This is a genomic window from Streptomyces sp. NPDC002536, assembly GCF_053594995.1.
In genome coordinates this window covers 1-14,433 of sequence record NZ_JBSFWU010000083.1, presented here as the reverse complement: position 1 = coordinate 14,433, position 14,433 = coordinate 1, and the positions used below count along the sequence as shown (strand labels likewise).

The 14,433-nt window shown below is 73.4% G+C and carries 9 protein-coding genes and 1 riboswitch; of the genes, 7 read left to right on the top strand and 2 right to left on the bottom strand.

From position 1 onward, the window contains the following. Positions 1-112 precede the first annotated feature (112 nt). The 3 genes from ACWD4B_RS25910 (at position 113) to ACWD4B_RS25900 (ending at position 6,471) form a co-directional block, all read left to right on the top strand. On the top strand, positions 113-1,912 hold the full coding sequence (locus ACWD4B_RS25910) for a non-ribosomal peptide synthetase (protein WP_451423006.1): 1,800 nt from the start codon (positions 113-115) through the stop codon (positions 1,910-1,912). Continuing rightward, positions 1,902-4,718: a condensation domain-containing protein gene (locus tag ACWD4B_RS25905; protein WP_451423005.1), complete on the top strand. Its 2,817-nt coding sequence runs from the start codon at positions 1,902-1,904 to the stop codon at positions 4,716-4,718. The genes ACWD4B_RS25910 and ACWD4B_RS25905 overlap by 11 nt, the downstream gene beginning before the upstream one ends. A gap of 142 nt (positions 4,719-4,860) precedes the next feature. Then, positions 4,861-6,471, top strand: coding sequence for an alpha/beta hydrolase (locus ACWD4B_RS25900; protein WP_451423004.1), 1,611 nt, complete (start codon positions 4,861-4,863; stop codon positions 6,469-6,471). A gap of 63 nt (positions 6,472-6,534) precedes the next feature. On the opposite strand, the gene metE is transcribed toward ACWD4B_RS25900, so the two are convergent. Continuing rightward, positions 6,535-8,859 carry a 5-methyltetrahydropteroyltriglutamate--homocysteine S-methyltransferase gene (gene metE, locus ACWD4B_RS25895; protein ID WP_451423003.1) on the bottom strand — a complete coding sequence of 775 codons (2,325 nt, stop codon included), beginning with the start codon at positions 8,857-8,859 and terminating at the stop codon, positions 6,535-6,537. Positions 8,860-9,010: 151 nt separating this feature from the next. Continuing rightward, a riboswitch (cobalamin riboswitch) is annotated at positions 9,011-9,229 on the bottom strand. A 413-nt stretch (positions 9,230-9,642) separates the two neighbouring features. On the opposite strand from metE, the gene ACWD4B_RS25890 reads away from it, so the two are divergent. After that, entirely contained in the window at positions 9,643-10,239 is a 597-nt protein-coding gene (locus ACWD4B_RS25890) for a dihydrofolate reductase family protein (RefSeq protein ID WP_451423002.1), read from the top strand. A gap of 15 nt (positions 10,240-10,254) precedes the next feature. Here the strand turns inward: ACWD4B_RS25890 and ACWD4B_RS25885 are convergent, their stop codons facing one another. Next, positions 10,255-11,667: a helix-turn-helix domain-containing protein gene (locus ACWD4B_RS25885; protein WP_451423001.1), complete on the bottom strand. Its 1,413-nt coding sequence runs from the start codon at positions 11,665-11,667 to the stop codon at positions 10,255-10,257. A 134-nt stretch (positions 11,668-11,801) separates the two neighbouring features. On the opposite strand from ACWD4B_RS25885, the gene ACWD4B_RS25880 reads away from it, so the two are divergent. The 3 genes from ACWD4B_RS25880 (at position 11,802) to ACWD4B_RS25870 (ending at position 14,259) form a co-directional block, all read left to right on the top strand. Next, positions 11,802-12,359, top strand: coding sequence for a GNAT family N-acetyltransferase (locus ACWD4B_RS25880; RefSeq protein WP_451423000.1), 558 nt, complete (start codon positions 11,802-11,804; stop codon positions 12,357-12,359). After that, positions 12,360-12,983, top strand: a complete 624-nt coding sequence (locus ACWD4B_RS25875) for a LysE family translocator (RefSeq protein WP_451422999.1) — start codon at positions 12,360-12,362, stop codon at positions 12,981-12,983. An 82-nt stretch (positions 12,984-13,065) separates the two neighbouring features. Next, the gene (locus ACWD4B_RS25870; protein WP_451422998.1) at positions 13,066-14,259 is read left to right on the top strand and encodes a GDSL-type esterase/lipase family protein; all 1,194 of its coding nucleotides are present in this window, start codon (positions 13,066-13,068) and stop codon (positions 14,257-14,259) included. The last annotated feature ends 174 nt before the right edge of the window (positions 14,260-14,433 follow it).

The window sequence follows — 14,433 nt, the reverse complement described above, 5'->3', positions numbered from 1 at the left end:
CGTGCTTGGTTCTCGCAACGCACGGCGGTCAGCCTACCCGTTCCTTGCCCTGCTCCGCAGGGATTCGACCTCTCCCCCAGCTCAAGCCGGGGACATCCGCAAAGGAGATCAGGTGACCGATCTGCCCTCCCTCGTGGCGCGCCACGCCGCGAGGACCCCGGACGCCCTGGCCGTGGCCGACGGCGACCAGGCGCTCACCTACGCACAACTCGACGCGGCTGCCCGGGCGTTGGCCGCCTATCTGACGAGCCGCGGTGTACGGGCCGGCGACTGCGTCGCGCTGCTGATGCCGCGCTCGGCCCGGACCGTCGTCGCGCAGCTCGCACTGTGGCGGGCGGGTGCGGCGTGCGTACCGCTCGACCCGGCGCACCCGCGCGCACGGACCGAGGCCGCGCTCCTCGGCTCGGGCGCCGTACTGACCGTGGGCGACGGCAAGCTGCTCGACGCCGCGGACGGGCTGGGTCCGTGTCTGGCACTGCCCGACGAGCCGCTGTACGACGAGCCGCTGCCCGAGGTGCCCCGCGCGTCCGCCGCCGGTCCGGGTCCGGATGCCACGGCGTTCGTGCTGTTCACCTCCGGGTCCACCGGGCGCCCCAAGGGCGTCGCCCTCACCCAGGGCGCCGTCGCGGAGCTGTTCACCGACCCGGCCTATGTCACGATCACCGCGCGCGACCGGACGCTGCTGCACTCCCCCGCCACGTTCGACGCCTCCACGTTCGAGGTGTGGGGGGCTCTCGCCAACGGTGCGGCCGTGATGGTGTGCACCGTCGCACAGCCATCGCTGGAGGACCTGGCCCGCCAGGTGGAGCAGCACGGCGTCACCGTCGGCTTCTTCACCACGGCCCTCTTCCACCAGCTCGCCGCACGCCGTTCGCGCGTCTTCTCGCTCCTGCGCACCGTCGTGGTGGGCGGTGAGGCGCTGGCGGCCCATCACGCGCGTGCGGTGCTGCGGGAGTTCCCCTGGCTGGAGCTGGTCAACGGCTACGGTCCGACGGAGGCGACGACCTTCGCCACCACCCACCGGGTCACCGACGCGGACTGCGACGGTCCGGTGCCGATCGGCCGGCCCGTGGCCGGCGCGACGGCCCACGTCCTGGACACCGACGGGCGGCCCGTCGCGGACGGCGGGCGCGGCGAGCTGTGGATCGGCGGCAGCCGCCTGGCCGTCGGCTACACGGGGCAACCGGCCCTGACCGCCGAGCGGTTCGTCGACCACCCCTCCCTCGGGCGCCTCTACCGCACCGGCGACGTGGTGTCGGCACGGCCGGACGGGGTCCTGGAGTTCCACGGGCGCACGGACGACCAGGTCAAGGTGCGCGGCTTCCGGATCGAGCCCGGCGAGGTCGAACACGCGCTGCGCGGCCTGCCGGAGGTCGAGGACGCGGCCGTGGCGGTGCGCCGCCCGGCCCCCGACGACGTCCGCCTGGCCGCCTTCGTGGTGGCCGCGCCGGGTCCCGTGCCCCGGGCCGAGGCCCTGCGCGAGCGGCTCGCCGGTCTGCTGCCCGCCCATCTCGTGCCGGACGAACTGACCGTCGTCGAGCGGCTGCCGCTCACCACCTCCGGCAAGGTGGACCGTCGCGCGCTCGCCGAGCACGCGACGGCGGACGCACCCGTACCACCCGCCGCGCCGGCGGCGATGACCCCGTTCCAGCAGGCCGTCGCCGACATCTGGAGCCGCTCGCTGGGCTGCGGCGTCGCACGGCCCGACGCCGACTTCCTGGCCCTCGGCGGCCACTCCCTCCTCGCCCTCGCCGTCACGGACGACCTGCGCGAGGAGCTGGGCGTCGAGCTGTCCCTCGCCGACTTCTTCACCGATCCCACGGTGGCCGCACACGCCGCGCTGGTCGAACGCGCGCTGCTGGCCGCCCACAGCGACCTGGGCCCCGCGCCGGAGGACACCGATGCACACTGACACCACGGCAGCCCTGCAGGAGCAACTCCTGCGCCGCGCCCGCGCCGCCGCCCGCACGCACACCACCCCGGCGCCCGCGGAATCCCACGGCGACGGCCCCGCTCCGCTGTCCCGGGCCCAGCGCCGGCTGTGGCTGACCGAGCAACTCGGGCCGGAGGGCGGCGCGCAGTACAACGTGCCGTTCGCCACCCGCCTGCACGGGCCGCTCGACGTGGACGCCCTGGGCACGGCGCTGACCGGCCTGGTGCGCCGCCACGAGATCCTGCGCACCCGCTACGGCCGGCGCGACGGCGAGCCGTACCAGGAGCCGCTTCCCGCACCGGCCCCGGTCACGGTCCGGCCGGCCGACGCGGACGGCGACGGCCGGGAGCTGCTGGCCGAGGAGGCCGGGCGGCCGTTCGACCTGGCCGCAGGCACCATCCCGCGCGCCCTGGTACTGCGGCACGGACCGCAGGACCACACCGTGCTGCTGACGTTCCATCACATCTCCATCGACGGGCCCTCGTTGGACGCCGTTGCCGAGGAACTGGCCGGTCTCTACGCGGCCGCCAGGGACGGCGTCCCCTACCAGGAGCCGCAGCCGCCGCAGTACGCGGACTTCGCCCGCCGGGAGTCCGCGCAGGCCGGCGAGCTCGCCGAGGGCCTGGACCACTGGGCCCGCCGGCTGGCCGGAGCCACACCGCTCCGGCTGCCACGGTCCGCCGATACGGAAGCCCGGCTCGCCGCCACCCACACCGCACCCCTGGACGGACCCGTACTGCCCGCCCTGCGCGCGCTCGGCACGCAGCACCGCGCCACGCTGTTCACCGTGACGCTCGCCGCCGCGTTCGCCGCCCTGCACCGGTTCACCGGCGAGACCGACCTGGTGATCGGCTGTGCCGGCACCCACCGCGAAGGCCGGGCCATGCGCGGCCTGGTGGGCCTGTGCGTCAACACCCTGCCGGTGCGGGTGGACCTGTCCGGCGACCCCGCGTTCGCGGTGCTGGTCGAGCGGGTGCGGGAGGCGCTGCTGGACGCCCAGCAGCACCGCGACGTCCCCTTCGACCTGATCCTGGAGCGGCTCGGCGCAGGGGCCCGGGACGCCGAGGGCACGGCCCTCGTACGGGTGACGTCGGACGTGCTGCGCGAGCCGACGGCCCTGCGGCTGCCGGGACTGCGGGCGGAGGCGGTCGAAGTCGGCCTGACCGACGCCAAGTTCGACCTGTCCTTCGGGCTGCTGGACACCGACCGTCCGGCGGCGCTCGTCCGCCATCGCCGGTCCGCGCTGGACACGGCGACGGGCGAGGAACTGGGCCGGTCCTTCGCCGCGTTGCTGGGTGCGGTCGCAGCCGACCCCGGGATCCGGCTGTCCCGGCTGCCCGGCCGGGCCGTCGAGCGGGACGATGACGGCCACCCGGCCGAGGTCCTGCTGCGCGCCCACCCCGAGGTCGCCGAGGCCGTCGTACCGCACCCCGCCGCCGGGCCGCTGCTGGCCTACGCCGTGCTGCGGCGGACCGACGGCCCGTCACCGGCCCGGCTGCGCGCCTGCCTGCGTGCCGAGCTGGCGCCGGAGTCGGTCCCCGCCGCCGTCGTCCTGCTGGACGCGATGCCGCGCACGCCCCGGGGCACGGTGGATACGGCCCGGCTGCCGGGAGCCCCGGCGGTGCCGGCCCCGGACGGACCGCGGGCGGCCGCGGTGACGGAGGCGTTCGCCGCCGTACTGGGCCGGGCGCCCGGCCCGGACGACGACTTCTTCGCCCTGGGCGGGCAGTCGTTGACCGCCGTGCAGCTGGCGGAGCAGCTGCGCTCCGGCCTCGGGCTGCCGCTGAACGGCCTGGACGTCATGCAGTGCCGCACCCCGCGCGCCGTCGCGGCCCTGCTGGAGACGCGGGCGACGGAGCAGGCGGCTGCACGGCCGTCGGCGCGCCCGCGCCGCTCCCGCCCCGGCACCGTCCTGGTGACCGGTGGCACGGGCGGCGTCGGCTCCTTCGTCCTGCGCGAACTCGCGGCCCGCGGACGGCCGGTCCTGGCGCTCGCCCGCCCGGAGTCGGCGCACCTGGTGGCCGGTGACGGCGTGGACGTCGTCGAGGGCGACCTGAGCGACCTCGACGGTCTGCGCGACGCCGTCGCAAGCGCGGACGCGGTGATCCACGCCGCCTGCACCTTCACGCGTCCGGAAGTGGACGTGGCGGCGATGGAGGCAATGACCGGAGCGTGGTGCCGCGGACCGTTCGTCTTCGTCAGCAGCGTGGACGCCTACGGGCACCCCGCGGACGCACGGGTGGCCGAAGGTGCGGAGCCCGGGGAGCCGCTGAGCCCGTACGGACGGGCCAAACTCGACTGCGAGCGGCTGCTGTTGAATGCGGCGGGCCACGGCGACCGGGGCGGTGCGAGCGCCGTACGGTCCCCCATCGTCTGGGGCCCGCACGCCCGGCTGCGCGACCAATTGCAGTGGGGGGCGACCGGGATCCTGTACCAGGCCGCCGCCGACGGCCGGCCGATCGTCCTGCCCGGGCCCGGCACCCACGGCCACGGCTGGTACGGCGCGCCCTGGGTGCACGCCGCCGCCCTGGCGCGGGCCGTGACCGCCTGCCTCGACGATCCGGTGCACGGCGTGGCCAACGCGGTAAGCGGGCACGTCGCGTGGCCGGAGCTGGCGGCCGAACTGGTGGAGCTGCTCGGCAGCAACAGCCGGGTCCTGTACGGGGAGGAGGTGCACCCGGACCTGGACCACCACTGGCACTACCGCGCGGACCGGCTGGCGGACGCCCTGCGCCCGCGGCCGGGCGAGGACCTGCGCACGGTGCTCGCCTCGATGACGGCCTGACGCGCCGGCGTGACGGGGCCGGTTCCCGGACCGGCCCCGCCACGGGCCACTCCGCCCAAATCCCCGGCGCCGGATCACAGTTGGGTAAAACACGTCCGACCGGAGGGGTGTGTGACATTGCACATGTCACATCCTTCTCACCATGAGAAGGTTAAGAGCCCTGATAGCGTCCGCCGCCGCGATCGGCGGAGTCCTCGCGGGCGTCACGCCCGCCTCCGCATCCCTTCCCGCGCCCGGCAACACCGGCCAGGGGAAGCTCACATGGAGCTCCTGCAACGACGCCACCACTCCCGCGCTGCAGTGCGCCATGCTCGACGTGCCCCTGGACTATGCGCATCCGGACGGCACCAGGATCAAGCTCAAGCTGAACCGCCTCCCGGCCACCGCGCCCAGGAGCAGGCAGCAGGGGCCGATCCTGCTGAACCCCGGCGGCCCCGGCGACTCCGGCCTGTGGATGCCCGCCTACATCTCCGGAAAGATCCCCCAGGACGTCGCCTCGACGTACGACTGGATCGGCTTCGACCCGCGCGGCACCAACGCCAGCGAGCCGCACATCACCTGCGACGCGCACTACTTCGACGCCGAGCGGCCCGACTACCAGGTCAGCAAGGGCACTTCGCAGGCGTGGCTGGAGAAGTCGGCCACGTACGCGGCCGACTGCGCCGCGCACTGGAGCCGGTTCCTCCCGCACATGACCACCGTCGACAACGCGCGCGACATGGACAGCATCCGGCGGGCCCTCGGCGCCCAGAAGATCAACTTCTATGGCGGCTCGTGGGGGACCTCACTGGGCTCGACGTACGGTCAACTCTTCCCCTCGCACGTGCGCCGGATGGTCCTCGACAGCATCGTCGGCCCCACCATCAGCTGGTACGACCACAACATCCTGCAGGACAAGGAGCACCAGCGCCGGTTCGACGCCTTCGCGGCATGGACCGCCAAGGCCGACTCCGTCTACCACCTGGGCACCGACGCCGCCACGGTGAAGCAGAAGTACTACCAGGTCGAGGACGCGCTGCGCACCGCCCCGGTGGCCGCCGCCCCGGCCCCCGGCAGGATCGGTCCCGCCGAGTTCGAGGACACCTTCTACGGCGGCGGCTACAACTTCCTGCGCTGGCCGCGGATGGCGACCGTGCTGTCGGCCTACCTCACCCGGCACGACACCCGCCCGCTGGCGATCGCCTACAACAGCTACGCGGCCCCCGGCGCCGACGACGGTACGTTCCCGGCGTACAACGCGGTCCAGTGCACCGAGAACGACTGGCCGCGCGACTGGGAGTTCTGGAAGAAGGACCAGGCCGGGGTCGACGCCGTCGCCCCCTTCTACACCTACAACAACATGTGGTACAACGCCGCCTGCATGTTCTGGCCCTACCAGGGCGACCGGGCCGGCCGGCTGAAGATCACCGGCAAGGGCCTGCCGCCCGTCCTGCTCTTCCAGGCCACCGAGGACGCCGCCACCCCCTACCCGGGCGCCGTCGCCATGCACAAGGCACTGCCCGGATCGAAGCTGGTCGTCCAGAACGGCGGCAGCTTCCACGAGATCCTCTTCCACGGCAACGCCTGCCTGGACGACACCTTCACCGCCTACCTGCGCGACGGCGCCCTCCCCTCCGGCAAGGGCTTCGTCGCCAGGACCTGTGCCCCCGAGCCCGACCCGGCACCGGTCTACGTGACCCCGCCGCCCGCCTCGTTGAAGGCCGGGGCCGCGCTTCCGCCCACCGACCCGCAGGCTGTTCACGGCGTCCGATGAAGTTGCTCATGCCGACCTGACGGCCTGGACCGGCACCGCGCGCCGGTCCAGGCCCTTTCACGTTCAGGAGGCCGTGCCGTCCAGCTCCTTGCGCACCTCACGGGCCGCCGCCACGAGGTTCTCCAGGGAAGCGCGAACCTCCGTCCAGCCGCGAGTCTTCAGACCGCAGTCGGGGTTGACCCACAGACGCTCGCCCGGGATCGCGGCCAGGCCCTTCCGCAGCAGATCCGCCGCCTCGGCGGCACCGGGGACACGGGGCGAGTGGATGTCGTAGACGCCGGGGCCGACTTCGCGCGGGTACCCGGCCGCGGCCAGCTCACCGGCGACCTGCATGTGGGAGCGGGCTGCCTCCAGGCTGATGACGTCGGCGTCGAGGTCGTCGATGGCGGTCAGGATGTCGCCGAACTCCGCGTAGCACATGTGCGTATGGATCTGGGTGTCCGGCCGGATGCCACTGGTGGCGAGGCGGAAGGCCTCGGTGGCCCAGGCGAGGTACGCCGCATGGTCGGCCCTGCGCAGCGGGAGGGTCTCGCGCAGGGCGGGCTCGTCGGCCTGGATCACCGAAGTGCCCGCCGCTTCCAGGTCGTTCACCTCGTCGCGCAGCGCGAGGGCGACCTGCCGGGCGGTCTCGGCGAGCGGCTGGTCGTCGCGGACGAAGGACCAGGCGAGCATGGTGACGGGCCCGGTCAGCATGCCCTTGACCGGCCGATGGGTGAGCGACTGGGCGTAGCGGGTCCAGCGGACGGTCATCGGTTCGGGGCGGGAGATGTCACCGGCGAGGATCGGCGGGCGGACGTAGCGGGTGCCGTAGGACTGGACCCAGCCGTGCCGCGTGGCCAGGTAGCCGGTGAGCTGTTCGGCGAAGTACTGGACCATGTCGTTGCGTTCGGGCTCGCCGTGGACGAGCACGTCGATGCCGGCCTTCTCCTGGAAGGCGACGACCTCGCGGATCTCGGCCTCGATGCGCTCCTCGTAGGCAGCCGTGCCGATGCGTCCGGCACGCAGGCCGGCACGGGCGGTGCGCAGCTCGGTGGTCTGCGGGAAGGAGCCGATGGTGGTGGTCGGCAGCAACGGCAGGCCGAGACGGTCGCGTTGGGCCGCTGCGCGCAGGCCGTAGGGTTGCGAGCGGTGCGTGTCGGCCTCGGTGACGGCGGCGCTGCGGGCGCGTACCGCCGGGTCGTGGGCGATGGCGGAACCCGCGCGGGAGGCCAGGTCGGCGCGGTTGGCGGCGAGTTCGGCCGCGACGGAGTCGGTGCCGCGCTCCAGCGCGCGGGCCAGCGTGACGATCTCGCCCGTCTTCTGACGGGCGAAGGCGAGCCAGCGGACGATCTGCAGGTCGATGTCCCGTTCGGCCGTGGCGTCGAGCGGGACGTGCAGCAGCGAGCAGGAGGCCGCGACGTCGACGCGGCCGGCGAGGCCGAGGAGGGTGCCGAGGGTGGCCAGCGACTTCTCCAGGTCGTCGATCCAGACGTTGCGGCCGTTGACCACGCCGGCGACCAGGCGCTTGCCGGGCAGTCCGCCGACGGCCGCGAGGTCGTCGAGGTTGGCGGCCGCGGACCGGGTGAAGTCCAGGGCCAGGCCCTCGACCGGGGCCTTGGCCAGGACCGGCAGGGCCTCGCCGAGACGGTCGAAGTAGGAGGCGACCAGCAGCTTCGGCCGGTCGGTGAGGGCGCCCAGTTCGCGGTAGGCGCGGGCGGCGGCGTTCAGTTCGGCCGGGGTGCGGTCCTGGACCAGGGCGGGCTCGTCGAGCTGCACCCACTCGGCGCCGGCGGCCCTGAGGTCCGCCAGCACTTCGGCGTAGACGGGCAGCAGCCGGTCGAGGAGCGTGAGCGGTTCGAAGCCGGGCCCGACGCCGGGCGCGGGCTTGGCCAGCAGGAGGTAGGTGACGGGGCCGACCAGCACGGGGCGCGCGGCCAGGCCCAGCGCGAGGGCCTCCTCGAGCTCGGCGACCTGCTTGGCGGAGTCGGTGGTGAAGACGGTGTCGGGACCGAGTTCCGGGACCAGGTAGTGGTAGTTGGTGTCGAACCACTTGGTCATCTCCAGCGGCGCCACGTCCTGGGTGCCGCGGGCCATCGCGAAGTAGCCGTCCAGGGCGTCGGCTTCGACGGCCGCGCGGTGCCGGGCGGGGATCGCACCGACCATGACGCTGGTGTCCAGGACGTGGTCGTAGTACGAGAAGTCACCGGTCGGCACCTCATGGATGCCGGCCTCGGCGAGCTGCCGCCAGGTGGTGCGGCGCAGTCCGGCGGCCGTCTCCCGCAGGGCGTCGGCGGTGACGCGGCCCTGCCAGTAGCCCTCGATCGCCTTCTTCAGTTCACGGTTGCGGCCTTGGCGCGGGTAGCCGTACACGGTGGCGCGCGCTGCCGCGGCTGCGGACTTGCTGGTCACAAAACTCTCCTTCGCGAGCTGCTTCCTGGATCTCGGAACGCCGCGAGAACGCGAAGGGGTTGGCGGACGGGCCACGCCACAGCCGTGGAGCGCCCGTTCGATGTAAACGCCGACCCGCCCTCGAGGTCACCGAGATCTCCGCGCGCGAACGGTCGCACGCGGGCAACGGGCAGGTCTTCGGACTCACGGGCGCGCCTGCCGAAGGCAGACACCTAATGGCCGTCGCTTCCCGGACCCGTCACGGGGCCCAGTGCGTATGACGGCGGTCGTTCCCGCTCACCGCTGCGGGGCAGTCCCGGATTCCCACCGGGTTCCCTCTTGCGACGCGCCTGCCTGGCGAGCAGGGCGAACCAGCTGCACGCGCCACCCTAGGGCGGGGATCCGGTACTTGAACAGCGGTGTTCACATGCCGGTCGCACAAGGCCGTGTGTCATGAACCACGTTTGGGCCCTCCTTGTGCCCGGCACCGAAGCGCCCCGTAAGGGGCGCGGGGCGGTGACTTTGTGCGGCTCCGCCGCGTGGGCGCGATCGGCCACGACGCTCCCGCAGTCGAGGTTCTCGGGGCTGCGCCCCGGACCCCTGGGGTGGTGCGTCGGCTGCAGGCCGGTGGGGGCTGATCGCGCAGTTCCCCGCGCCCCTTACAGAGGCGCACCGCACCCACGAGCGAAGATCCGCCGGACAGGCCCTGGCACCGCGGCGTTGTCAGTGGTCGGTGCGACGATCGTCCCGGCGGCGCGAACACGTGCCGCGTCCTGCGGTTACGAAGAACGAGGAGTGAGTCCCGTGCGCATCGTGGTCAGTGAATTCATGAGCCTGGACGGCGTCGTGCAGGCACCCGGCGGAGCCGAGGAGGACACCGACGGCGGCTTCGCCCACGGCGGCTGGTCGCACCCGTTCTTCGACCCGGAGGTGATGGGCGGGGCCATCTCCGAGGCCCTGGACAGGACCCAGGCACTGTTGTTCGGGCGCCGCACGTGGCAGACGATGGCCGCGGCGTGGCCGGAGCGGGCCGGCGATCCGTTCGCCGACCGGATGAACTCCATCCCGAAGTACGTCGTGACCGGGACCCTGGAGGACGCCGAGCTGACGTGGAACAACACCACGCGCATCCCCGGCGACCAGGCCCTGGCCCGCATCCGCGAACTGCGAGCGGCCGACGGCGGCGACCTGCAGGTCATGGGCAGCCCCACGCTCGTCCGCACCCTGCTGAGCGAGGGCCTGGTCGACGAGCTGCGGCTCATCATCACCCCGGTGCTCCTCGGCGGCGGGAAGAGGATCTTCACCGACGACGGTGTGCTGCGCACCTTCGAGCTGGTCTCCTCGGTCACCAGCGGCACGGGTGCACACGTGTGCACCTACCGGCCGGCTCCCAAGGGGTAGAGGCGTGGAAGCCGCCTACCTACGCGCGTAGTCCGGCAGCGGCTCCCACACCTTCTGGTCGAACCGCCAGGTGTACTGCGGCCGGTCCTTGACCGCGGTCGTGCGGAACGGCTGCCCGTGATCGTCGATCTTCAAGGTCCCGGACCGGCCGCCGCTGCTCCACTCCAGCTCCAGTTCCCAGGTCACGTCGTGGCCGGTGGTGCGGGCGAGGATGTCCAGCGGCTGCGGGTCCGTCGAGGAGACCTTGTACGGGAAGTCGGTGGCCGGGATCTTGACGTCGCCCTGCTCCCCCGCGGTGGGGCGGGCGGTGGGCCGGTCGCGGTCGAGGTCGACGTCGAAGAAGGCCGGGGTGAGACCGCCGCCGCAGCCGTCGCCCATCGAATACCCCGACCAGGCCAGGGGCGCCGTGCTCTTGAGGACGCGTACGTGCAGGGCCCGCAGCACGACGGCCTGGCCGTTCTTGCCCTGCACGTCGACGGTGATGTGCAGGCGTCCGCCGGGCACGGCCCGCAGCCCGGTGACCCAGGCACGCGTATCCGTGTCGTTCGGCGGTTCGGGCACCTCTGCGGGTTTCCGTCCGGAGACGTACATGGTGTTGCAGCGGTCGGCGAGGGTGTAGGGCTGGACGTCGGCGGTCAGCGGCTCGCCGGAGTCGCTCCCGCGCCCGCCGCCGTTGTCCTTGCCGTCGGAGGCGCCCTCCTCCGGCGAACCGCTGTTGCCGTCGGGCTTCTTCCCTCCGCCCTCCGCCTTGTCGGTCCCTCCGGTGGGCGTGCTGCCGCCGTCCGGTGACGCGGCGCCGTCCCGGCCCGGCTCGGTGCCGCCCGGGGCTCCGGACGGTGCGAGGGGCGCGCCGGAGACGTTCGACCGGGCGCGGTGTGCGTCCGTCCCGTCCTGGCGCGCACCCGGCGGCGTGGTGGCCGCCCAGGCGACGAGGGCGGTGGGCACGGCTATGCCGACGGCTGCTGCTGCGACGACGCCCAGGCGCACGCGGCGCGAGCGGCGGCCGCCGGCGGCGCCTGCCGATTCGCCGGACCGCGGCCGGGGCACGGCCTCGGACTCCGGCGCGGGCTCGAACTCCGGCGCGGGCGCGGGCAGTTCCGCCACCGCCGACTCCGGCTCGGCCGCGACCGGCTCCGGCGTCCGCTCCGGCGGCTTCGCCTCCGCTTCGCCCTGCGCCCTGGAACGTCGTGCGTCGTCCGCCAGGATCCAGCGGCGGTGCAGCTCCACCAGCTCCTGCGGGGTGGCTCTGCAGAGCCGGGCGAAGCGCTCGACGGGAGCGTAGTCGGCGGGCACGGCACCGCCGTTGCAATAGCGGTGGACGGTCGACGTGCTCATGTGCAGCCGCTTCGCCAAGGCCCCGTAGCTGAGCCCCGAACGGTCCTTCAGCTCGCGCAGCTGCTCCGCGAATTCCTCGATCCCCCCGGCCATGCCGGCATCCCCCTGTTCCGGAGCCGCGTTCCGGACCGCGGCGATTCATCAGGTCAGGCTATATGAGGCGTTTCCCATGAGAGGATCCCGACGCGCTGTACACAGCGGCATCGGTTCGGCAGTGGAAGGTGAGCATGTACGCGATATCCCTGGGCGACGACGGCGCGGAGCTGTGTCCGCTGGAGCCGTGGCAGGCCGAGGAGTTCCTGGCCCACATGGACCGGGGCCGGGAGTTCATCGGGCAGTTCATCGAACTGCCCGACATCGTCACGGACTTGGAGTCGGGCCGGGCGTATCTCCAGCAGTACGCGGACAAGGCAGCGGCCGACGCCGGGCGCCTGTACGGCATCCGGACGGACGGCAAGCTGGTCGGCGGGGTCCTCTTCCGGAGGATGGACGTCGCGCAGGGCACCGCCGAGGCGGGCTGCTGGCTGGAGCCGTCGGCGGCGGGCAGGGGACTGGTGACCCGGGCCGCGCGCGTGATCATCGACTGGGCCGTCGAGGAGCGGGGCATCCACCGCGTGGAGTGGTGGGCCGCCTCGGAGAACACGGCCAGCATCGCCGTGGCCCGGCGGCTCGGCATGACGAGGGACGGCGTGCTGCGGGAGAACCACCTGTACCGGGGGAAGCGGCACGACGTGGAGATCTGGTCGGTGCTCGCCCCGGAGTGGCGAGCGGCCAGGGCGGCCTAGATGTTCACCCTGTTCCTCGCCTTCCTCGGGGCGTGCACGCTGATCGCCGCCTCGCCCGGCCCCAGCACGATGCTGATCATCCGTCAGTCCCTGCACAGCAGACGGGCCGGCTTCCTCACCGTGCTGGGCAACGAGACCGGCGTGTTCGTCTGGGGCGTCGTCGCCGCCTTCGGGCTCACGGCACTGCTCGCGGCCTCGCGGCTGGCCTACGACGTCATGCGGATCGGCGGCGCCGCGGTCCTCATCGGCTTCGGTGTCCAGGCGTTGCTGGCAGCCCGCCGCGGACACGCGCAGCCGGCGGAGCCGGAAGGATCACCGGCCGTGCGCTCCGGCTGGCGGTCGTACCGTTCCGGCCTGCTGCTGAACCTCGCCAATCCCAAGGCGGCGGTGTTCGCGATGTCGTTCCTGCCGCAGTTCGTGCCCGCCGGCGCGCCCAAGCTGCCCACGATGGTCGGTCTGGCCGCGATCTGGGCGGTCTACGAGGTCGGTTACTACGGCCTGTACGTGTGGTTCGTCGGCCGGTTGCGGGGCCTGATCTCGCGGGCGAACGTGCGCAAGCGTCTGGAGCAGGTCTCCGGGGGCGTGCTGTTGCTGCTCGGCATACGCATGGCCGTCGAGGGCTGACGGTGCACCGCGTCGGTCCCGCCGTGCCCCGGGGCGCGGCGGGACCGCGGATAGGGTGGCGGTGCCCGTTGCCCTCCGTACGATGCCCCCACCCCGCAAGGACGCCGACGTGCCCGACTGGATCACCGTCCCCGTCGACCCCTGCCTCCTGCGCGGTGCCCTGGACGTGGAACGGACCGAGCACGGCATCGTGCCGCACCGGCTGCCCGCCTGGGTCCGGGAGCAGTACCCCGACCCGTACTTGTGCAGGGTCGAGGCCCAGGCCTGCGGTGTGCGGCTGGTCTTCCGTACCCGGGCCACGGCGATCGATCTGGACGTGCTGCCCACGAAGACGGTGTTCAAGGGCGCGCCACCCCCTCCGGAAGGCCTGTACGACCTGCGCATCGACGGCCGTCCGGCGGGCGGTGTCAGCGTGTCCGGCGGCAACGTCCGCACCATCGACCTGGTCACCCGGTCCGAGTCCGTCCACCCCGGCCCGCCCGTCACCGTCCGCTTCTCCGGGCTGTCCCCGGACGAGAAGGACGTCGAGATCTGGCTGCCGCAGACGGAGACGGTCGAGCTGATCGCCCTGCGCACCGACGCCCCGGTCGAGGCGGCGCCGGACCACGGCCGCAGGGTGTGGCTGCACCACGGCAGTTCGATCAGCCAGGGCAGCACGGCGGGGAGCCCGACCACGACGTGGCCGGCGCTGGCCGCCGGCCTGGGCGGCGTGGAGCCGGTCAACCTGGGTCTGGGCGGGAACGCCCTGCTCGACCCGTTCACGGCGCGGGTCCTGCGGGACACGCCCGCGGACCTGATCAGCGTGAAGCTCGGCATCAACGTGGTCAACGCCGATCTGATGCGTCTGCGGGCCTTCACCCCGGCGGTCCACGGTTTCCTGGACACCGTTCGCGAGGGGCACCCCACCACGCCCCTGCTGGTCGTCTCCCCCGTGCTCTGCCCGATCCAGGAGGACACCCCGGGCCCTCTCGTGCCGGAGTTCGACGGCGGGAAGGTGCGGTTCCGTGCGCTCGGCGACCCGGCAGAGCGCGCCGAGGGAAAACTGACGCTCCGTGTCGTCCGGGACGAGCTGGCCCGTGTCGTGACGCAGCGGGCGGCCGACGACCCGAACCTGTACTACCTCGACGGCCGTTCGCTCTACGGCGAGGCGGACGCCGCCGAACTGCCGCTGCCCGACGCGCTCCACCCGGATCCGGCCGGTCACCGCCGCATCGGCGAGCGCTTCGCCGCGCTGGTCTTCGCCGACAGGGGCCCGTTCGCGGTCGAGGACGGCTGACGCGCGGCGCCCCGTCAGGGGCGCGGGGAACTGCGCGATCAGCCCCCGCCGGCCCGCAGCCGACGCACCACCCCAGGGGGCCGGGGCGCAGCCCCGGGAACGTCGGCTGCGGGCGCGCCGTGGCTGAGCGCGCCCACGCGGCGGAGCCGCAAATCGATACAGCCCCGCGCCCCT

What these genes read in the sequence shown, in the direction of transcription:
- ACWD4B_RS25870 (WP_451422998.1), top strand. Translation starts at nt 13,066, where the DNA reads ATGCCCCCACCCCGCAAGGACGCCGACGTGCCCGACTGGATCACCGTC.
- ACWD4B_RS25905 (WP_451423005.1), top strand. Translation starts at nt 1,902, where the DNA reads ATGCACACTGACACCACGGCAGCCCTGCAGGAGCAACTCCTGCGCCGC.
- ACWD4B_RS25885 (WP_451423001.1), bottom strand. Translation starts at nt 11,667, where the DNA reads ATGGCCGGGGGGATCGAGGAATTCGCGGAGCAGCTGCGCGAGCTGAAG.
- ACWD4B_RS25880 (WP_451423000.1), top strand. Translation starts at nt 11,802, where the DNA reads ATGTACGCGATATCCCTGGGCGACGACGGCGCGGAGCTGTGTCCGCTG.
- ACWD4B_RS25900 (WP_451423004.1), top strand. Translation starts at nt 4,861, where the DNA reads ATGAGAAGGTTAAGAGCCCTGATAGCGTCCGCCGCCGCGATCGGCGGA.
- ACWD4B_RS25875 (WP_451422999.1), top strand. Translation starts at nt 12,360, where the DNA reads ATGTTCACCCTGTTCCTCGCCTTCCTCGGGGCGTGCACGCTGATCGCC.